This is a genomic window from Porphyromonas gulae DSM 15663 (genome assembly GCF_000378065.1).
In the GTDB taxonomy this organism is placed as follows: Bacteria; Bacteroidota; Bacteroidia; order Bacteroidales; family Porphyromonadaceae; genus Porphyromonas; species Porphyromonas gulae.
Map to the genome: position 1 here is coordinate 1 of NZ_KB899164.1, position 19,290 is coordinate 19,290.

Genomic DNA, 19,290 nt, shown 5'->3' on the forward strand with positions numbered 1-19,290 from the left:
TTTAGAAGGTGCACGAGCTATTCCTAAGTGGTTGAGATTGCCGTTGGCGGAATTAAGACCATTGGAAATGTCTCTCACAGAGTCGCAGTTTGAGAATTGGCTGAACATGATACTAACAAACTGACTCCAAGTATCGTAACCCTTGCAATGTTTTTCTGTACCTGACTCCCGAATAATCTTTCTAATCTTTTCTTTCGGTAGTTTACCGATGGCTTGCGCAAAGAGTGTTATTTTTGTCATAAAGGAAGTGGAGGAGTAGGGCTCTCTTTACTAAGGTAACATTTTGTTCCTTAGCTCTGCTTCCTTTTTCTTATATCCTCCAAAACGTTTAGGACAACATTGGCGGTTGCCCTGTCTTATTCCTGATGTTCCAAGTTGTCGCTGTCTTTTTTGCTACCTTTGCAAAGTAACTGAGAGCTCCTCAAAGCAATGTCAACAACTATAATATACAAATAGCCTGCTCAATTTATAGAACAACTTGACAAATGACCCATAGACATGCATACCGACTTAGCATATACCAGTCCTTTGTTAAGGGCAATTTTGCCCCATCTATTCGTGTACTGCGACAACATCGTATCCCATACAAGTGGCCTTTATCATATGAGAAATAGCGTTTAGGGAGATATTTACTCCCTTTCCAAGCATATCAGGCACCCGTCGAATTAGACTCAGTTCGACGGGTGCCTTTGTTTTATCGGCTCTCGAAAAGGCTTTCAGTCGCTTACGATTTATATACAAATCATTTACCATCTGTATATAAATTGAAAACGATTGATATATAAATCGAAAACGATCTGTATATATATCGTAAATGGTTTATATATAGATCGTTGTGCGATGTTCTTGAAAGTGGATTTTGAGCTGAAAAAGTTTGTTTTCTCTTCTTTTTGAGATCGAAGTCTGCTTCTTTTTAGAACCTTATTTAGAATCATTCTAAACTCTGCTTCGTTGTTGAAAACTTTTTTGGCGCATGTTTGGGGTGCCGTATCGGCTCCCCGAAATGAGGGAAATAAATCTTTTTCGGAGTAGATGGAGAGAGCATCGATAGGGTTCTATTCACTCTCTGGTCGAGCAGGCTGTCAATGGATCGTAGACTTTGGCCATTGAGTAACGAGCGTTCATCGCTCTATACTTTATGGGCTCTCTTTTCAAGACCGTGTGCCTGATAGGACTGAGGGAGATATTATCTCAATCTTCACGACTGTTTCAGTTGGGGGAGGCATGTGCCGTAGAATATGCAAGTGCTTCATATTTGCGGCTTTCAAAGAATTCGGCTAATTTTGGCGGAAATTTTTACGCGGTTTTTCAAAGCCAAAAAGACAATAACTCCAAGATAATAAAGAAGAAAATGAACGTATCGATCAAGAATACGGATGCCGTCAATGCCATTGCTACCGTAGCAATCGAGAAGGCTGACTATGCCAACGAAGTGGAAAAAGCACTGCGTACCTATCGCCAACGTGCCAATGTCCCTGGGTTCCGCAAGGGAATGGTGCCGATGGGTATGATCAAGAAAATGTACGGCAAGGGTGTCAAAGCAGAGGAGATCAACCGCGTAGTCGGTCGTGAACTCTATCGCTATATAGCTGACAACAAGCTCAATGTACTGGGCGAGCCTATGCCTAATGAGGAATTGCAGAAGGAGTACGACTTCGATACCACTGACGACTTCGAATTCGTATTCGATCTGGCTCTCAGCCCTGTAGTAGACGTAGTGGCAGACAAGAGCGTTCGCGTACCTTATTATACGATCCAACCCACAGAGGAGATGATCGACCAGCAGATCGAATCCATGCGCTCCAGCTACGGACACTCGGTGGAGGCTGATGAAGTGGGTGCCAATGATGTAGTGAAGGGTCGCCTCTGCGAGTTGGAGAACGGACAGCCCAAAGAGGGTGGTATCTGTGTGGAGGAAGCTATGTTGCTCCCGGCCTATATAAAGGACGAAGAAGAGAAGAACAAATTCGTCGGTGCTGCCAAGAACAGCGTTGTTGTATTCAATCCTGCTAAGGCATACAATAACAATGAGTACGAACTCTCTTCTCTCTTGAAGGTGGACAAATCAGCTATCGGAGAGCATACGGGCGACTTTTCTTTTGAGATCAGCAGCATCTCTCGTCATGAAAAGGCAGAGCTGAACGAAGAGTTCTTCAAGCAGGCTTTCGGTGAGGAGACGGATATCAAAAACGAATCGGACTTGCGTGCCAAGGTGACCGAAGGTGTTCGCGAGCAATTTACAGCCGAAAGCGACTACAAATTCCTCTTGGATTTGCGTCGCGTGTTGGAAGCTCAGGTAGGTGAGCTACAGTTCCCCGATGCGTTGCTGAAGCGCTGGCTGAAGCTGTCGCATACGGAGTGGAGTGATGAAGAATTGGAAAAACAATATCCTGCCATGATCAAGGATCTGACCTTCCACGTGATCAAGGAAGATCTGGTCAAGAAGAACAACATCGAGGTTACGCCGCAAGACGTCAGGAGCTTCGCCATCATGGTAGCCAAGAATCAGTTTGCCCAGTATGGCATGTCCGCCGTTCCTCAGGATGCTCTCGAACGCTATGCCAATACGATGATGGAGAAGGAAGATACTCGTCGCAATTTCTTCGACCGCGCTACGGAGAACAAGCTCGCTGCCGCACTGAAAGAAAAGCTCGATATCGATGCCAAGACGGTTTCTCCGGACGAATTCAACAAGCTGATGACCGAACAACCGGCTTCGGCTGAGTAATGACTCTCTCTATTCGACGTCTTGTCTGTGGTAGGGATTGCTCCTACTGATACACTTCCGAATGAAATAAGGCTGCCATGCAATTACTGCCGGCAGCCTTTCTTTTTTTTATCCCCCCTGTGTGGAATTGATTGCCGTTTGGCCTATTGGCAGACCTATCGTTTTAGTGGATTTTGCTCCAATAAAGCGGCTATTTCTTCCATTTCTCTATACCATTCCTCACCGAATGCCCGTATGAGTGGTTCTTTTAGGAATCGGTATAGGGGTGTTCCCGTCTGACGGCCTAAGGCTTCTGCACAACGACAAATCTCCCAACGGTGGTAATTGACCGCCGTAAAGCCGCTGTAACGGGTCAGACGAACGGGGTATAAATGACAACTGAGCGGCTTCGGAAAGTCGATCTTGCCCGAGCGGTATGCCCGCTCAAAGGCGCAGAGGCAATTGCCGTTTTCGTCGTATGTGGTGAAAACGCAGTCCTGTCCGTTCACAATGCTGGTGACTTCGTCTCCTTCCACATCCAGATAGCTGACGCCCTGCTTATCGATCACTTCGAGGGCTTCGGGCGCAAGCATATCGCGCACGGCATCGAGATGCCTGCGCAGCAAATCGGCCTCTCCTGCTTCAAGGGGGGCACCGCTTTCTCCTTCCACACAGCAAATCCCCTGACAAGTGGCATAATCGCAGACAAAATACTTGTCGAAGAGGTCAGGGCTGACGATCGTTTCTTGGATTTGGAACATCCTTATATGCAATATTTCTAGCGGAGCGCAAAACTACTAAAATCCGCTCCAATATCCGGATCTTATCCGATGAAAACATATGAGCACTTTTGTATTTTCAATCGGGCTAATCTCTTCATGTGTCCGATGAACCATTATCTTTGGCGCGACGGAGCCGCTCTTCCCTCCATCAAATGGGGCTTTGCGAGCTGTGAGGTTGCCGTTTCCCGTTTATGTTTAAGTCTTAAGTAAAAGAATCATTTGTTCGGTATGCAGACAGAAAAAGATAGCCTTATCGTCGTTTCCGGTGGGATGGATAGTGTGACGCTGATGTACGAGAAGAGAGCCTCCATCGCTTTGGCTCTCAGCTTTGACTATGGCTCCAAACATAATGCGCGCGAATTGTCGTTTGCTAGGCTACATGCAGAGCGTTTGGGTGTGGAGCATCTGATTGTCCCCCTCGATTTTATCGGGCAGTATTTTCAGAGTGATTTGTTGCTTAGCGGGGGAGATATTCCTGAGGGCAGATACGACGAGGAGAATATGAAGAGTACGGTAGTGCCCTTTCGCAACGGCATTATGCTGGCGGTGGCTGCCGGATTAGCAGAAAGTAGGGGATTGCGGCGAATCTATATCGCCAATCATTTCGGCGATCATGCCATATATCCCGATTGTCGTGCCTCATTTATTCGTCCGATGACCGAAGCTGTTCGGTGCGGTACCTCGGACGGTGTGCTTATAGAAGCTCCGTATACGGATATTACCAAGACCGATATTGCACGGATTGGGGCTTCCCTGGGTATAGACTATGCCGAGACTTGGAGCTGCTATAAGGGCGGTGTTTCTCATTGCGGTGTTTGCGCTACTTGTTTAGAGCGCAGGGAAGCACTGCGCGATGCCGGCATTCCGGATCCGACTGAGTACGAAGGTTGAGTCTGCTTCATTGGGCACGAGTTTATCATAAGCGATGAAAAAAATAGGACTCCTATCCGATACGCATGGCTGCATCGACGAAAAGTATCGATTACACTTCGCCGATTGCGATGAGATTTGGCATGCCGGTGACATCGGTTCTGTAGCGGCAGCAGAGCATCTATCGGAATTGGCACCGCTCCGTGCTGTCTATGGTAATATAGACGGACAGGATATTCGTTTGCAATACCCCGAGGTATTACGTTTTCGTGTAGAGGAAGTGGATGTGTTTATGACCCATATCGGAGGCTATCCCGGCCGATATGAACCTCGCGTCTATCGAATGCTTGTGCAGCAACCGCCCCGCCTTTTCGTTTGTGGGCATAGCCATATCCTCAAAGCCATGTACGATAAGAAGTTGGATATCCTGCATCTCAATCCCGGAGCTGCAGGCAAGTATGGTTTTCATGCTGTTCGCACCCTGATGCGCTTTGTAATCGACGGGCGGGATATAAGGGATTTGCAGGTAATAGAATTGGCTAATCGATAAAACAATCAATATGAAATACTTTATTCCCAAGGTTTGCATTTTCTTCTCCTTACTGTTAGGCAGCTGTATATCCTCGTCATGTCGTGGCGGAGCAACCCCGTCTTCAAGTGGTACGGGATTAGTTCCGGATCGGATCGATACGCTGGAGATTAAGTTGCTCTTTGCCGGAGATATCATGACACACGGCCCTCAGATAGAAAGCGCAAAGCGCGAAGGGGGAAGTGTGTACGATTTTTCTTCCTCTTTCGATAGCTTGTTTTCCATGATAAAGGGAGCCGATTTTGCTATTGGGAATTTGGAGACCACTTTTGCTGGTGCACCCTATAGCGGATACCCTACTTTCTCTTCGCCTGACGCTATGGGGGAGGCTCTTAGAAATGTCGGTTTCGATGTGCTGACTACTGCCAACAATCATACTGCCGATAAGGGGAAAAAGGGCATTGTACGTACTCTCGATATGCTGGATAGTCTGGGTATAGCCCATACCGGCAGCTATCGGGATATGGCTGCTCGCGATAGGATGAATCCCCTTATCGTCGAAGTTAAAGGAGTACGCATAGCTATTCTGGCCTATACCTACGGTACGAATGGAATGCCTGTGCCCGCTCCTACTTGGGTGGATCCTATCGATACGGTTATGATGAAGAAGGATTTGCAGCGGGCGGACTCCTTAGGGGCGGACTACCGTATCGTGCAGATTCATTGGGGAGTCGAATACAGAAAGGAGCCCGATAGCGAGCAACTGGAACTTGCACGCAAACTTCATCGCTACGGTGCCGATGCCATCATCGGAAGCCATCCGCATGTGGTGCAGCGATCCGAGTGGTTGAAAACCGACACCAAGACCTCTTTCGTGATCTATTCGATGGGCAATTTTATAAGCAATCAGAGAAAGCCTGCTGCCACCAGAGGCGGTATGTTGTTATCGCTTACCCTGCGTAAGGTGGGCGATCTGGTTACCACGCATCCCGACTACCAATACGTTTTTGTCAATAAGCGCACTCCGCAGGGTAAGAGAGTTTATCGCTTGTTGCCTGTGGATCCTTTTTCTACAGATACTCTGCCTGCTCTTCCTCCGGAGGAGCAACAGGACTATAAGGAATTCGCCAGATATTACCGAACGATACCTCTCGTTCAGTAAGAATCAGGATAGGGGAAAAAGAGGAAAAGATGATTATTGGAAGAGCACTTCTATGGCTTCGGTTTGAGCCGCAGCATGGAGAAATAGGGGAAGCGACGAGGTAATATGTCTTCTTCGATGCAGGATGAGATAAATTCCTTGTCGGTCCCTACGTACTCGAAATAGATGGCAGCTACATTTTCCTTGGACAAGAACTCTTTCACTACGCTCTCGCATCTCGATAGTTTCATGATCAGGACTGTGCGTCCCTGAGCCATAGCCTCGCACAGTTTTTCCGGCGTGGCATTTCCCGGTATTATCTGTAGCTCCTCGTCCTGTCGGGTGATGCTCTGTCCTGCAACGGCACCCGCAGCGATGAAGGCCGGTACTCCTGCGATGAATACAAAAGGACACCCCTCACGAAGAAGCACATCGGAGATATAGTGCGTAGAGGAATAAAAGCCTGCATCACCTTCGGCCGCTACCGCAACCGACAGACCTTCGTCGTAATGGGCTTTGCATCGTGAAGCCACTTCTTCATATACCGCTAATGCTTTTGTCCTGTCCATACTCATAGGAAGAGAGTAGGGTCGGAATTTGGTCGTATCTATACCATTTGCCAACATGATCTCTTCTGCTTTCGATACGGTCTTGCCCGATGGTGAGACGGTGGTAGGGTAGTAGATGAGGTCGCATTTTTGCAGAGCTTTGTATGCCGCGAGCGTTATCAGATCGGGATCGCCGGGACCGAGCGATACGAATTGGATATAGTAGCGTTCCATATTGCTGTGGGGAGGAGCTTTTTCGTTTACTGTCAATGGGTAAGGGGCTGCACTTGAGGATCATACCTCCGAGTGCAGCCCCTTCATTATCGGTATATCGGATGTCTGTCGTTATTTAATAACGCCTAATTCGCGACCAACTTTGATGAAGGCGTCGATAGCCTTGTCCAGATGTTGGCGTTCGTGGCCGGCAGACAGCTGTACTCGGATGCGAGCCTGTCCTTTGGGAACGACGGGGTAGTAGAATCCCGTAACGTAGATACCTTCTTCGAGCAAACGAGCCGCATAGTCCTGAGACAGTTTGGCATCGTACAGCATGACAGCACAGATGGCACTTTGGGTCGGCTTGATGTCGAAACCGGCTGCCAGCATTCTGTCGCGGAAGTAGTTCACGTTCTCCATCAGCTTGGTATGGAGGTCATTGCTCTCTTTCAGTATCTTGAAGACTTCGAGACCGGCACCTACCACACTGGGAGGAATAGAGTTGCTGAAGAGGTAGGGACGTGAACGCTGACGCAGCATGGCGATCACTTCTTTCGGGCCGGTTGTAAAGCCGCCGATGGCACCGCCGAAAGCCTTGCCCAGAGTCCCGGTATGGATGTCGATACGTCCGTAGCAATTGAACTGCTCAGCTACGCCACGTCCGGTAGCACCCACTACGCCGGCAGAGTGGCATTCGTCCACCATCACCATGGCATCGTATTTCTCTGCCAAATCGCATATCTTATCCATGGGAGCCACATTGCCATCCATGGAGAATACGCCATCCGTTACGATGATGCGATGGCGTTGGGCTTGTGCTTCTTTCAGGACGCGCTCGAGGTCTTCCATGTTGGCATTCTCGTAGCGGTAACGCTTGGCTTTGCAGAGTCGAACGCCGTCGATGATGGAGGCATGGTTGAGAGCATCGCTGATGATGGCATCTTCTTCTCCGAAGAGCGGTTCGAATACGCCGCCATTGGCATCGAAGCATGCTGCATAGAGAATGGTATCTTCGGTGTGGAAGTATTCGGCAATGGCTTTTTCCAATTCTTTGTGGATGTCCTGCGTCCCGCATATGAAGCGTACGGAACTCATCCCGAATCCACGCTCATCCATCGCATCCTTGGCGGCTTGTATCAGCCGAGGGTGATCGGACAGACCGAGATAGTTGTTGGCACAAAAGTTCAATACCTCTTGCCCTTCGTTTACGCGGATGTCAGCACGTTGGGGGGTGATGATGATCCGTTCTTTCTTGTACAGCCCGGCTTCTTCGATACTCTTGAGTTCGGCAGCCAAGTAGTCTTTCATTCCTTTGTACATAGCACTGGAGTTTTTTAGGTGTTTTTGGTTTGTTGTATCAGTATCGGTCTTTAACGATGCAGAGGCCGAAGTATGCTATTCTTTATTCCGTCGTCTCTTCTTCCGCCGGTTTCTCTTCCGATAGGAAAGTGGTAAAACCGTTGTCCACCAGGAGGTTGTACCAAGAGATAATCTTGCGTATATCGCTCGGATATACTCTGTCGACGTCGTATTCGGGCAGTACCTCCCCGAAGAAAGCACGTAGTGAGTCGTTGTCCTTCGTGAGAGCAGGAGCATCGAGCTGTTTGCCTTCGTACTTCCGGTATATCGCTTCCATAACCTCCGGTAGAGGGACATCGTCTTCGATGGTGTAAATGGAAATATCGCCAAGGGAGACTACTCGGTCCGATGGGTATGTGGGGGTTCTACGTTTCGTGTCGAGGGCTTCGACTATGAGCGTATTCTTTCCGCGCGATACGAGACGAAACAATCCGGATTTGCCGGATATGGAAAGGATGGGTTGCAACATATTTTTCTGTTATTGATATTGTATTTCTGTTATTGACTGTTTGCAAAAGTAAGTATTTCGTTCCTGTCCGAGGGGCAGGAGAGCAGGGAAGCACCTGCCTTATTGCCCTAAAACCGATCGGGCGGATTCGGTCTCTTTGTTCGGACTGTCTCTATAATTCTGACGACTTGAGGGATGAGCAGATAGGGTGGCGCATTGAACACCGTGTGGTCAGCTCCGGCCTTGGCCAATGACTGCTCTCTTCCTTGGCTGAGCATACGCTGCCTCACGGTCTCTGCCGGTGAGCCGTCGCGAGCCATCGCTCGCTCTTGCCTTATCTTTTCGGGAGCATCGACCCGAATCACCGTATCGCACAGAGAGTCGAATCCCGAGCTGAAAAGAATGGCACTCTCGACGGCGCAGAGATCCGACTCGCACTCCGAACGCCACTGGCAGAAGTCTTTTTTGACTTCCGGATGTATGATGCCGTTTACTCGTTCGAGGAGGTCGCCGGAGGAGAAGATGGCCGCAGCCAACCTGTCTCGCCTGAGCATGCCGTTCTCGTACAGATCGCTGCCTATGAGGTCGGTCAGTGCCTGTCGGATGACGGGGCTGTGATCATTGAGCCATTTGGCTCTGCTGTCAGAGTCGTATGCGGGGATACCGAGGGTATGCAGGATACGACTGACGACAGACTTCCCGCTTCCTATTCCGCCGGTGATCCCAATGGTAATCATTACTGCTTACTGAATGCGTTCGATGATGAATTGGACGTGCGAAGGCGTGATCTTATAGTGCTTGAGCCAGTCTGGTTTCATGATCAGCTCCACGGGCAGAGAAGAATCGCTCCGGAGCGAATCCGGAGAGGACGGATAGAAAACGGCTGTTTGCAGATCAGCTTCCGATACTTCTTTGTAGCGCGATGTGGGGAGTGTGAGCAGTATCGACACTTTGCCGGGCAGAGGACGAAGAAGGAAGCCATCGGGTACGTTCTTCGTGATGATGGGAAGCTCGAAGGTCTGTTCCGTCAGCTGCTCTACACGCACTTGCATCCTGATATTTGTCGGATCGATAACGATGTCGTCGATCGGGTCGATCGCTATATCCCCGGAGAAATCGTTCTCCAGTCCGTCGATAGAAAACTCCTCCGTATTCACGGATCCGATGCCCGCCAACGCTTCCGCACTTCCATATACGGTCACTTCGCTCGGAGAGAGGACGGGATCGAAGGCGTAGAATCCTTCTTTGGGGACGGTCTGTCCGTTTATGACTACGGGTACGGTTTTCTTTTTGCGAGTGTAGAATGTCGCTTTGATGTCTTCGGGCGAGATGGCTGCAATGGTCGTGGAGGTTTCCAGTTGTTTTTGGAGCAGTTCGACCAGATCCCGTTTGTTCAGTCGCATGCTCTTTTTCTTGTGTAGCTGCGCTTTGGATGGGGAGATATTGATCGGAGAGAAGCCCTCCAGCTTATAGGTCAGAAGCACGATACCCTGATCTTTCAGCATAATATTCAAGCGGTCGGGCAGCCTGCCTGAAACTCCTATGTCCGGCGGCAGCTCGGAATAGGAGATGGGAATAGAAAACGAAGCCGTGTAAACGTCCTGCAAGCTCTGCATGAACCAAAAAACGGCAGAGAGAACCACAAAAGCGAAAAAGACAAGGACATTCCTCCCACGGCGTGAACGGGGAGCGGATGCCTTGTCTATACTTTTCCCCTTTTTCCGATCGGCATTGAGGAGATTGAGCTTCATTCCCTTTAGCGGATTTGGTGGAGAACGATGAGGAACTGAAAGAAGGGGTAGGTGCCTTATGCCAAGTGTTACCGGACGTAGTACCCGTCTCCGTCTCTGTCAGTTCCTCCGATAGATTGCCCTTGTGCAGCTCTTAGTCTTTCTTGTTGGCCATGTCTGTTTCCGCTTCGCGAGCAGATACATATACAGACCCTTTATCGATGCGGATGTTCACTCCATTGGCTATTTCGACCAAGAAATCCTTTTCGCGAACCTCGCGTATGGTACCGTGTATACCGCCTGCGGTGATTATTTTGTCTCCTTTAGCGAGGGCTTCACGCTGACGCTGAAGCTCTTTCTGACGTTTTTGTTGAGGTCTGATCATGAAGAAGTAAAAGATTACTACCATGAGCACGAGCACCAGAATCATCTGGCTTGAGCCTCCGAACAGGCCTCCGGTTTGGGGTGCGGCCTGAAGAAAGATGAAATCCATATTCTACTTTGTTTTTATATAACTGGTTTTATGCTTGCAAATATACTCAAATATAAATAGCCCTCGAGAGGCTTTCGTGGCTTTAGACCAGCAGACTCATTTCATGACGAAGCAGGAATTCTTTTTTGTCCAATCCCCCACCGTAACCTGTCAGGGTATTGTCGCTCCCTATTACCCGATGGCACGGCACGAGGATGGATATGGGATTGGCTCCGTTGGCACGGGCTACAGCCCTCACGGCTTTGGGGTTTCCTATTCGTCGTGCAAGAGTGGCGTATGAGATCGTGGTGCCGTAGGGAATGTTCAGCAGCTCGCCCCATACCGTTTGCTGAAACTCCGTCCCTGCCATAAGCAGAGGGACGTCGAAGGTCTCTCTCGCGTGGGAGAAGTATTCGTCCAGTTGGGCGATCGTCTCTTTCAAGACGGGCGACAGTGCGATCTCGTATGAGGAACACAGTCTTTTTTGCAAACCCTTGTCGATAAGCTCCCTGCGCTCCTTATGTGCCCAGTCGCACATGCAAAGCTGTTGTCCGTAGGAGCCGAGGATGAGATCGCCGCATGGCGATTGGTAGTGCTGAATGCGGATTGTTTCCATATCGTATTTTGTCGTTGGAGGGGTGGTGTCGAAGATGAAAAATGGCTGTGAGGCTCATTTGCCCCTTTGCCCCCCGTTTCCTGCCAAAGGTACGAAAAGAATAAAGGGTGTGACGTGTGGCCGGAATGAATTCTCGATCCGAAAAATGCTCGATTGTGGTTCGTGTTTTGCTGAAAATACGCGCGTAAATTTTTTCGTTTTGGCGCGAGACGTAAAAAATTTACGAACCAAAACGAAAAAGTTTACGCGCCACGTTTTTTGACCCGAAGAACGACAATTTTTTGGGATGTAAAAGACTCCGGAGATAGCCCATGCCTTTCGGAGCCTTAACATTCCCGACAGGGCAAAAACAGCGTACTTGCATGGAAGAAGCGGTCTGCCGTGCGGTATCGTGTGGCACGTTTGGCGAAAGCTCTTTCTCGAGCATCGTTTTTTTCGCAGGCTTTTGACTATAGTAATTAAGGAACAACGGGCTCTATTGCTTACCTTTGCAGGACGAATGACAGAAGAATTTGACATTAGACAGGAGCGTTACCGCGGCAACGACGGCGAACGGGAAGTCGAAAACAAGCTACGCCCCCTGACGTTCGATAGCTTTAGCGGTCAGGACAAGGTGGTGGAAAATCTGAGCATCTTCGTCGCTGCAGCTCGTTTGCGCGGTGAGGCCTTGGATCATACGCTGCTGCATGGCCCTCCGGGTCTGGGTAAGACCACGCTGTCGAATATCATAGCCAATGAGCTTGGCGTGGGGCTTAAGATCACTTCCGGTCCCGTCCTCGACAAGCCGGGTGATCTGGCCGGACTCCTCACCTCGTTGGAATCCAACGATGTACTCTTCATAGACGAAATACACCGGCTGAGTCCTGTGGTGGAAGAATACCTCTACTCGGCCATGGAGGACTACCGTATAGATATAATGCTGGACAAGGGACCCAGCGCGCGCTCCATTCAGATCAATCTCTCCCCCTTCACCCTTGTGGGAGCCACTACGCGCAGCGGTTTGCTGACGGCACCCCTTCGTGCCCGTTTCGGGATCAATCTCCATCTGGAGTACTACGATATGCATACGATTACCGGTATCGTGGAGCGGAGTGCACGCATTCTGGAGGTGTCCTGTTCGCACGATGCAGCCATCGAGATAGCCGGACGAAGTCGTGGCACGCCTCGTATAGCCAATGCCTTGCTGCGGCGTGTGAGGGACTTCGCACAGGTCAAGGGATCCGGTGCCATAGACAAACCGATAGCCTGCTATGCTCTCGAAGCCCTGAATATCGACCGTTACGGGCTGGACAATGTGGATCACAAGCTCCTCGCCACCATCATAGACAAGTTTGCCGGCGGCCCTGTCGGATTGAGTACCATTGCCACGGCTTTGGGGGAAGACCCCGGTACGATAGAGGAGGTCTATGAGCCATTCCTGATCAAGGAGGGATTCCTCAAGCGGACACCTCGAGGAAGAGAAGTGACGGAGCTGGCTTATACGCACTTGGGGCGTAACCCCCATCCGCACCGGCCATCGCTATTCGACTGATTACATCCTAACCTGCTGATATATGGCATCTGGAATACGAGGTTTGATGAAAGATACGGCTGTTTACGGCCTGAGTACCATCCTGGTACGTCTGCTCAACTGGTTGATGACCATCGTCTATGTACGTGCTCTACCGGGTACGGCCGACTTCGGCAATATGACCAATCTCTACGCTTGGACGGCACTGGCCATGATCGTCCTGACTTATGGGATGGAGACGGGTTTCTTCCGCTTCATCAATAAGGCCGAACGCCCGAACGAAGTCTATTCCACCACGTTGTGGTCTTTGGGGGCTACATCCACCTTCTTCCTTTGTGCAGGTCTGCTTTTTCTCCGACCGCTCAGTGGGAGTATGGGCTATGCCGATCATCCGGAGTACGTGGGGCTGTTGCTCGCTATCGTGGCGATGGATGCTTTCATGGCCATTCCATTGGCCTATCTCCGCTATGCGAACCGGCCGTGGCGATTTATGTTCGTTCGGCTGACATTCATCCTGCTGACCATCGTCCTTACGATCTTCCTCCTCTTCCTGTGTCCGCGTATCTATGCCGTGCATCCGGAGTGGATCGATAGCTTCTACCGCCCTAACTACGAATTGGGGTACGTGTTCGTCATCAACTTCATTTGTAACCTCGTGCAGATGGCCATGCTATTCCCCCATTGGCGGCATGCAGGCCGTGCATTTCGTCCGGATATTCTGCGCAAGATGCTGGCCTATTCTTTTCCGATTCTGTTGTTGGGTTTGGCCGGCAGTTTCAACAATCAGGCCGATAAGATTCTCTTCCCCATGCTTTTCGACGATCCGGCAGAAGGGAAAGCACAGCTCGGTATCTATGGCGCCTGCTACAAGCTGGCCATCATCATGGTGATGTTCACCCAGGCCTTTCGCTATGCTTACGATCCTTTCGTCTTCGCCAAGACCAAAGGTGGCGAGGAAGAAGGAAAGGAGGCCTATGCTACGGCGATGAAGTACTTCGTTATCTTCGTTTGTTTCATCTATCTGGGGGTGATGGCCTATATGGACATCCTCAAGCACTTCGTCAGTCCGCCTTACTACGCAGGGCTCAAGGTCGTTCCGCTTGTGATGCTCGGGCAGTTGATGTTCGGCATTTACTTCAATCTCTCGCTTTGGTACAAGGTCACAGATCGGACGATATGGGGTGCGATCTTTTCTCTGATCGGCTGCGTCACTACAGTGCTGATCATCGTCTTCGGTGCGCGTACCTACGGCTTTATGGCTTGTGCATGGGCTTCGGTGATCAGCAATGGTCTGATCATGCTGCTTTCTTATTTTACGGGGAGGCACTATTTCCCCGTTCCCTATCGTCTCGGAAATGCTTCGTTCTATGCTGCTCTGACGGCTTTGCTCGTGGGTGGAACATATTGTGTGGCCTATCTGTTTCCGCAGTATACAACCCTTCGATTGGGTGTCAATACTTTGTTTGTCTTATTATTCGTCGTCATAGCTTTCAGGAAAGATCTGAGTGGGATAGCAGTCCCCATACTCAATAGAATACGAAAAAGATAACCCCCTAATCTATATTTACTTATGGACAATAATCCCGGTACTACTCCTACCCCGACTCCAACTCCTACTCCGACACCGTCGGATATCAAACGGAACTTTGTGGAGTATATCAAGTCGATCCTCGATCTCCGGCAAGAGAAAGAGAACGACTATCAGACGATCGATCTCATCAAGGCGGATGTCGATTTCCGTGGGACGAAGCTCTGGATTCTTATCTTCGCCATCTTCATCGCTTCTCTCGGGCTTAACGTCAATTCGACCGCCGTTATCATCGGTGCCATGTTGATCTCCCCGCTTATGGGCCCTATCATCGGATTCGGCTTGGGTCTGGGGATTTTGGATTTCGAACTTGTCAAGCGTTCACTCCGCAACCTGGGACTGGCCACGCTTTTCAGTATTCTCACGGCTACACTGTTTTTCTTTATCTCCCCTGTCGGACAGGAACAGAGCGAACTTTTGGCACGTACACAGCCTACTCTGTACGATGTGCTGATCGCGTTCTTCGGCGGTGCTGCGGGGATTGTCGCCGGCAGTACCAAAAGCAAGGGCAATGTAATACCCGGTGTGGCCATTGCGACAGCCCTTATGCCTCCTCTCTGTACTGCTGGTTTCGGCCTTGGTACGGGTCAGTTCGCATACTTCTTCGGGGCTTTCTATCTCTTCATCATCAATTCCGTATTTATCGCTCTGGCTACCTTTCTTGCGGTACGTTTGCTCAAGTTTCCGCGCAAAGTATTCCTCAATAAGCAGCGAGAGCAAAAGGTTCGCCGCATTATCACGATCATTGCCATTTGTACCATTGCTCCGAGTATCTACCTGAGTATACAGCTCTTCAGCAACAACTTGCTCAAAGAGAATGCACACAAATACGTGCGCGAGGTGATCGGCAGTATCCCCAATACGCAGGTCATACGCGACCAGCTACTGGAAGAGAACGACCAGAAACATATTGAAGTGGTATTGATAGGCGCTACGGTCTCTCCTGCTCAGATAGACAGTGCCAAGACGAAACTCACCGCATACGGGTTGTCCGGCGTGGGGCTGAATATCAAGCAAGGCTTCGGCTACGAACAGGAGGAGACGGACGTGAACGAACTCAAGAACGTCCTGCTGAAAGACCTCTACGACAATAGCGAGAAGATCATTCGAAACCAGCAGCGACAGATCGATTCGCTCCGAAATGTATTAAACTTCTACAACCGTTTCTCCTCAATGGAGAGTGAGATAGCTCAGGAGCTGCAAGTGATTTTCCCCTCTATCAACTCGGCCATGTTGGTTCCTTCGGCCGGAGTGGCACAGGGTAGGGACTCCGTATTGCTTGTCGTGGTGCGTCCGAAAGACCGAATAAGCCAGTCGGAAATAAACAAGCTGAGTACATGGATGGCTACGCGTACCAAGACCAAGAAGGTACGACTTATCATAGATAATAATAATCATAGGTAACAACCATAAACAGTAATGCAAATGAAATTAAAAAGTATTCTTCTCGGAGCAGCCCTGCTGTTGGGTGCTTCAGGGGTAGCCAAGGCTGACAAAGGCATGTGGCTCCTCAACGAACTCAATCAGGAGAATTTGGATCGGATGCGTGAGCTCGGCTTTACGCTTCCGTTGGATTCGCTCTACAGTTTCGACAAGCCATCCATTGCCAATGCCGTGGTTATCTTCGGTGGCGGATGTACCGGTATTACAGTGTCCGATCAGGGTCTGATCTTCACCAATCACCACTGCGGATATGGAGCTATCCAGAGCCAGAGTACGGTGGATCATGATTATCTGCGCGATGGTTTTGTTTCTCGCACGATGGGTGAGGAGCTTCCGATTCCGGGTCTTTCCGTGAAGTATCTGCGCAAGATCGTGAAGGTAACGGACAAGGTAGAAGGACAGCTCAAGGGTATCACCGACGAGATGGAGCGTCTGCGCAAGGCTCAGGAGGTATGCCAAGAGTTGGCCAAAAATGAAAATGCAGGTAAGAACCAACTCTGCATCGTAGAGCCTTTCTACTCCAACAACGAATACTTCCTCATCGTCTACGATGTATTCAAGGACGTCCGTATGGTATTTGCTCCTCCCAGCTCCGTAGGTAAGTTCGGAGGCGATACGGACAATTGGATGTGGCCGCGTCACACGGGCGACTTCAGCGTATTCCGCGTATATGCCGGTGCCGACAACGGTCCGGCCGAATACAGCAAGGACAACAAACCCTATAAACCCGTTTACTTCGCTGCCGTATCTATGCAGGGTTACAAAGCCAATGACTATGCCATGACCATCGGCTTCCCGGGCAGTACGGATCGTTACCTCACTTCTTGGGGGGTAGAGGATCGTATCGAGAATGAGAACAATCCCCGTATCGAAGTTCGCGGTATCAAGCAAGGTATCTGGAAGGAAGCCATGAGTGCAGATCAGGCTACTCGTATCAAATATGCCAGCAAGTATGCTCAGAGTGCTAACTACTGGAAGAACTCTATCGGTATGAACCGCGGTCTCGCTCGTCTCGACGTGATAGGTCGCAAGCGTGCCGAGGAGAGAGCATTTGCCGACTGGATTAGGAAGAGTGGCAAGAGTGCAGTCTATGGCGATGTGCTGCCTTCTCTCGAAAAGGCTTATAAAGAAGGGGCCAAAGCCAACTGCGAGATGACGTATCTGCGCGAGACGCTCTTCGGTGGTGCCGAAGTGGTTCGTCTGGCACAGTTTGTCAGTGCATTGGCTTCCAATCCCGATGCTCATGCCGGCATTCTCAAATCGCTCGACGGTATGTACAAGGACTATCTGCCCTCACTCGATCGCAAGGTGCTGCCAGCCATGCTCGACATCGTACGCCAGCGCATCCCTGCCGACAAGCTCCCCGACATATTCAAGAATGTGATCGACAAGAAATTCAAGGGCGATACAAAGAAGTATGCGGACTTCATCTTTGAAAAGAGTATAGTTCCTTATAGCGACAAGTTCCACGCCATGCTCAAATCCATGGACAAGGAAAAGTTTGCCAAGGCTATCGAGAAAGACCCTGCCGTAGAACTTTCCAAGAGTGTGGTCGCAGCTGCTCGTGCCATTCAGACCGATGCAATGGCCAATACCTATGCCATTGAGAAGGGCAAGCGTCTTTTCTTTGCCGGTTTGCGTGAGATGTACCCCGGACGTGCCTTGCCGAGCGATGCCAATTTCACCATGCGTATGAGCTACGGCTCCGTCAAAGGATATGAGCCGCAGGACGGTGCTTGGTACAACTACTATACGACCGGTAAGGGCGTATTGGAAAAGCAGGATCCTAAGAGCGACGAATTTGCCGTACAGGAGAATATCCTCGATCTCTTCCGCACCAAGAACTATGGCCGCTATGCCGAGAACGGTCAGCTCCATATCGCTTTCCTCTCGAACAACGACATCACGGGCGGTAACTCCGGTAGCCCCGTATTCGATAAGAACGGTCGTCTGATCGGTCTTGCTTTCGATGGCAACTGGGAAGCTATGAGTGGTGACATCGAGTTCGAACCCGATCTGCAGCGTACGATCAGCGTAGACATCCGTTACGTCCTCTTCATGATCGACAAATGGGGTCAGTGTCCCCGTCTCATCCAAGAGCTGAAGCTGATCTAATCCGATCCATCCTATACAACAAAAAGGGCTGTGCCATTCGGCACAGCCCTTTTTGTTTGTTTTTGATTCCTCGAATAGAGGGAAGATAGGAGTTTCGCTTATTTGAGGATTTCGGAGAGCTTGTTCGTCAGCTCTTCGCCGTGGAGGTTTCGAGCGATGATGGTACCGTCATTGTCGATCAGCAGGGTAAAGGGGATGGAATGGATGCCGTATTGCATGGCTGCCACGCTTGCCCAGCCTTTGAGGTCGGACATTTGCGGCCACGTGATGCCGAGTCTTGCGATGGCTTTCTTCCATGCTTCCGGATTTTCATCGAGCGAAACCCCTACGATCTCAAGTTTTCCCTTGTAGTCGGCATAGACCTTGATCAGATCGGGCATAGCTTGGCGGCAAGGGCCGCACCAGCTGGCCCAGAAATCGACGAGGACAATCTTACCCTTGCCCACGTAGTCGGATAGCTTGACAGTTTTGCCTTCGGGAGTCTGCATCGCGAAGTCGGTGAAAAGGGTGTTTATATCCGTTTTCTCTTGGGATTCCATTTGCTTTTGCATACCCATCAGAACCGGGTCGTTGAGGTATTTTGAGGGGATTTGTCGGAACAATGCCTGATTTTCGGCCAGGCTGTTCTCGAAGTATTGTTCTTTGAAGAGGAAGATGCCTACAGGATTGGCGATGTTTTTCTTCACGGCCTCTTTCAGTGTAATGGCGTATTCCCTTTCAGCCTGATCCATTCTCGTCTCGGCTTCTTCTTCGGTGAGAGTGGAGTCCCTATCTATTTCGTTCATTTTGTGCAGCAATTCGGCCACTTTGCTTCGTATCTCCTGATAGATGTCGTTGGTCGGGGTACCGGTGACGGATTCGCTTTCGTTCTCCATTTTTACCTCTATGCGTCCGTTTTCGAGGAAGAAGGGGATGCTGAATGCTTCGGAGGCGGTCACACAAGAAAGATAACGGGAGACGATAGAGTCCTGTCTGCCTTCGAAGGTAAACGTGCCATTGCGGATAATGGCAGAATCGAGGCGAATGACTTCCATGTTTTCGATAGATTCGAGGAATACGGTATCGCCCTCGGCGGCATACTCCACGGTGCCGACGATCTTGTATCCGGATTTTCCTTTGTCGGAGCATGAGGCGGATAGCAGAGTGATAGCCGTAGCCGCTATTGCTATATAAGTCAGCTTCATCGTAGTTGCGAGAAGATTTGTTCGTTTCATTG

The 19,290-nt window shown here is 50.0% G+C and carries 19 protein-coding genes and 1 pseudogene; 9 read left to right on the forward strand and 11 right to left on the reverse strand.

Going from position 1 to position 19,290, the window contains the following annotated elements:
- Positions 1-240 (reverse strand): DUF4372 domain-containing protein (locus tag F452_RS0106435; RefSeq protein WP_018965402.1); only part of this gene is annotated, 240 nt, incomplete at its 3' end.
- 1,111 nt (positions 241-1,351) lie between these two features.
- Here F452_RS0106435 and tig point away from each other — a divergent pair.
- Positions 1,352-2,728 carry a trigger factor gene (tig, locus tag F452_RS0106445; RefSeq protein WP_026292261.1) on the forward strand — a complete coding sequence of 459 codons (1,377 nt, stop codon included), beginning with the start codon at positions 1,352-1,354 and terminating at the stop codon, positions 2,726-2,728.
- A 155-nt stretch (positions 2,729-2,883) separates the two neighbouring features.
- On the opposite strand, the gene F452_RS0106450 is transcribed toward tig, so the two are convergent.
- Entirely contained in the window at positions 2,884-3,468 is a 585-nt protein-coding gene (locus F452_RS0106450) for a DUF3109 family protein (RefSeq protein ID WP_018965405.1), read from the reverse strand.
- A gap of 249 nt (positions 3,469-3,717) precedes the next feature.
- On the opposite strand from F452_RS0106450, the gene queC reads away from it, so the two are divergent.
- The 3 genes from queC to F452_RS0106465 are packed head-to-tail and all read left to right on the forward strand — an operon-like array spanning position 3,718 to position 6,050.
- The gene (gene queC / locus F452_RS0106455) at positions 3,718-4,380 is read left to right on the forward strand and encodes a 7-cyano-7-deazaguanine synthase QueC (protein ID WP_018965406.1); all 663 of its coding nucleotides are present in this window, start codon (positions 3,718-3,720) and stop codon (positions 4,378-4,380) included.
- Positions 4,381-4,414: 34 nt separating this feature from the next.
- Positions 4,415-4,909 carry a metallophosphoesterase family protein gene (locus tag F452_RS0106460; protein WP_018965407.1) on the forward strand — a complete coding sequence of 165 codons (495 nt, stop codon included), beginning with the start codon at positions 4,415-4,417 and terminating at the stop codon, positions 4,907-4,909.
- 10 nt (positions 4,910-4,919) lie between these two features.
- On the forward strand, positions 4,920-6,050 hold the full coding sequence (locus tag F452_RS0106465; protein ID WP_026292262.1) for a CapA family protein: 1,131 nt from the start codon (positions 4,920-4,922) through the stop codon (positions 6,048-6,050).
- 50 nt (positions 6,051-6,100) lie between these two features.
- Here F452_RS0106465 and F452_RS0106470 read toward each other — a convergent pair whose 3' ends face one another.
- From F452_RS0106470 to F452_RS0106500, 7 genes are all read right to left on the reverse strand, one after another.
- Positions 6,101-6,847 carry a precorrin-2 C(20)-methyltransferase gene (locus tag F452_RS0106470; protein WP_230587190.1) on the reverse strand — a complete coding sequence of 249 codons (747 nt, stop codon included), beginning with the start codon at positions 6,845-6,847 and terminating at the stop codon, positions 6,101-6,103.
- Between the two features lie 75 nt (positions 6,848-6,922).
- Positions 6,923-8,113: a glycine C-acetyltransferase gene (gene kbl / locus F452_RS0106475; protein WP_018965410.1), complete on the reverse strand. Its 1,191-nt coding sequence runs from the start codon at positions 8,111-8,113 to the stop codon at positions 6,923-6,925.
- Between the two features lie 82 nt (positions 8,114-8,195).
- Positions 8,196-8,621, reverse strand: coding sequence for a DUF5606 family protein (locus tag F452_RS0106480; protein WP_018965411.1), 426 nt, complete (start codon positions 8,619-8,621; stop codon positions 8,196-8,198).
- Between the two features lie 107 nt (positions 8,622-8,728).
- Positions 8,729-9,337, reverse strand: coding sequence for a dephospho-CoA kinase (coaE, locus tag F452_RS0106485; RefSeq protein WP_018965412.1), 609 nt, complete (start codon positions 9,335-9,337; stop codon positions 8,729-8,731).
- A 6-nt stretch (positions 9,338-9,343) separates the two neighbouring features.
- Entirely contained in the window at positions 9,344-10,351 is a 1,008-nt protein-coding gene (locus tag F452_RS0106490) for a CdaR family protein (RefSeq protein WP_018965413.1), read from the reverse strand.
- 133 nt (positions 10,352-10,484) lie between these two features.
- Entirely contained in the window at positions 10,485-10,823 is a 339-nt protein-coding gene (gene yajC / locus F452_RS0106495) for a preprotein translocase subunit YajC (protein ID WP_018965414.1), read from the reverse strand.
- Positions 10,824-10,905: 82 nt separating this feature from the next.
- On the reverse strand, positions 10,906-11,418 hold the full coding sequence (locus F452_RS0106500; RefSeq protein WP_018965415.1) for a methylated-DNA--[protein]-cysteine S-methyltransferase: 513 nt from the start codon (positions 11,416-11,418) through the stop codon (positions 10,906-10,908).
- 34 nt (positions 11,419-11,452) lie between these two features.
- Between F452_RS0106500 and F452_RS13340 the strand changes: the two genes are divergently transcribed.
- Complete coding sequence (locus F452_RS13340; RefSeq protein ID WP_394358159.1) at positions 11,453-11,680, forward strand: DUF1661 domain-containing protein; 228 nt, start codon at positions 11,453-11,455, stop codon at positions 11,678-11,680.
- Here the strand turns inward: F452_RS13340 and F452_RS13345 are convergent.
- Positions 11,599-11,937 (reverse strand): annotated as a pseudogene (locus F452_RS13345) (hypothetical protein); the annotation flags it as partial. The gene F452_RS13340 and the pseudogene F452_RS13345 overlap by 82 nt on opposite strands.
- On the opposite strand from F452_RS13345, the gene ruvB reads away from it, so the two are divergent.
- Genes ruvB through F452_RS0106520 form a run of 4 tightly spaced genes read left to right on the forward strand, consistent with a single transcriptional unit; the run spans position 11,918 to position 18,074 of the window.
- Positions 11,918-12,949, forward strand: coding sequence for a Holliday junction branch migration DNA helicase RuvB (ruvB, locus tag F452_RS0106505; RefSeq protein WP_018965416.1), 1,032 nt, complete (start codon positions 11,918-11,920; stop codon positions 12,947-12,949). The pseudogene F452_RS13345 and the gene ruvB overlap by 20 nt on opposite strands.
- A 22-nt stretch (positions 12,950-12,971) precedes the next feature.
- On the forward strand, positions 12,972-14,477 hold the full coding sequence (locus tag F452_RS0106510) for a lipopolysaccharide biosynthesis protein (protein WP_018965417.1): 1,506 nt from the start codon (positions 12,972-12,974) through the stop codon (positions 14,475-14,477).
- 21 nt (positions 14,478-14,498) lie between these two features.
- Complete coding sequence (locus tag F452_RS0106515) at positions 14,499-15,920, forward strand: DUF389 domain-containing protein (RefSeq protein ID WP_018965418.1); 1,422 nt, start codon at positions 14,499-14,501, stop codon at positions 15,918-15,920.
- Positions 15,921-15,941: 21 nt separating this feature from the next.
- A complete protein-coding gene (locus F452_RS0106520; RefSeq protein WP_018965419.1) occupies positions 15,942-18,074 on the forward strand; it encodes a S46 family peptidase in 2,133 nt (710 codons plus the stop codon).
- 98 nt (positions 18,075-18,172) lie between these two features.
- On the opposite strand, the gene F452_RS0106525 is transcribed toward F452_RS0106520, so the two are convergent.
- A complete protein-coding gene (locus tag F452_RS0106525) occupies positions 18,173-19,288 on the reverse strand; it encodes a TlpA disulfide reductase family protein (protein ID WP_026292271.1) in 1,116 nt (371 codons plus the stop codon).
- Between the last annotated feature and the right edge of the window lie 2 nt (positions 19,289-19,290).

Bases quoted from the DNA above. Each gene is read 5' to 3' on its own strand.
- tig (WP_026292261.1), top strand. From the start codon at position 1,352: ATGAACGTATCGATCAAGAATACGGATGCCGTCAATGCCATTGCTACC.
- F452_RS0106450 (WP_018965405.1), bottom strand. From the start codon at position 3,468: ATGTTCCAAATCCAAGAAACGATCGTCAGCCCTGACCTCTTCGACAAG.
- queC (WP_018965406.1), top strand. From the start codon at position 3,718: ATGCAGACAGAAAAAGATAGCCTTATCGTCGTTTCCGGTGGGATGGAT.
- F452_RS0106460 (WP_018965407.1), top strand. From the start codon at position 4,415: ATGAAAAAAATAGGACTCCTATCCGATACGCATGGCTGCATCGACGAA.
- F452_RS0106465 (WP_026292262.1), top strand. From the start codon at position 4,920: ATGAAATACTTTATTCCCAAGGTTTGCATTTTCTTCTCCTTACTGTTA.
- kbl (WP_018965410.1), bottom strand. From the start codon at position 8,113: ATGTACAAAGGAATGAAAGACTACTTGGCTGCCGAACTCAAGAGTATC.
- F452_RS0106480 (WP_018965411.1), bottom strand. From the start codon at position 8,621: ATGTTGCAACCCATCCTTTCCATATCCGGCAAATCCGGATTGTTTCGT.
- coaE (WP_018965412.1), bottom strand. From the start codon at position 9,337: ATGATTACCATTGGGATCACCGGCGGAATAGGAAGCGGGAAGTCTGTC.
- F452_RS0106490 (WP_018965413.1), bottom strand. From the start codon at position 10,351: ATGAAGCTCAATCTCCTCAATGCCGATCGGAAAAAGGGGAAAAGTATA.
- yajC (WP_018965414.1), bottom strand. From the start codon at position 10,823: ATGGATTTCATCTTTCTTCAGGCCGCACCCCAAACCGGAGGCCTGTTC.
- F452_RS0106500 (WP_018965415.1), bottom strand. From the start codon at position 11,418: ATGGAAACAATCCGCATTCAGCACTACCAATCGCCATGCGGCGATCTC.
- F452_RS13340 (WP_394358159.1), top strand. From the start codon at position 11,453: ATGAAAAATGGCTGTGAGGCTCATTTGCCCCTTTGCCCCCCGTTTCCT.
- ruvB (WP_018965416.1), top strand. From the start codon at position 11,918: ATGACAGAAGAATTTGACATTAGACAGGAGCGTTACCGCGGCAACGAC.
- F452_RS0106510 (WP_018965417.1), top strand. From the start codon at position 12,972: ATGGCATCTGGAATACGAGGTTTGATGAAAGATACGGCTGTTTACGGC.
- F452_RS0106515 (WP_018965418.1), top strand. From the start codon at position 14,499: ATGGACAATAATCCCGGTACTACTCCTACCCCGACTCCAACTCCTACT.
- F452_RS0106520 (WP_018965419.1), top strand. From the start codon at position 15,942: ATGAAATTAAAAAGTATTCTTCTCGGAGCAGCCCTGCTGTTGGGTGCT.
- F452_RS0106525 (WP_026292271.1), bottom strand. From the start codon at position 19,288: ATGAAACGAACAAATCTTCTCGCAACTACGATGAAGCTGACTTATATA.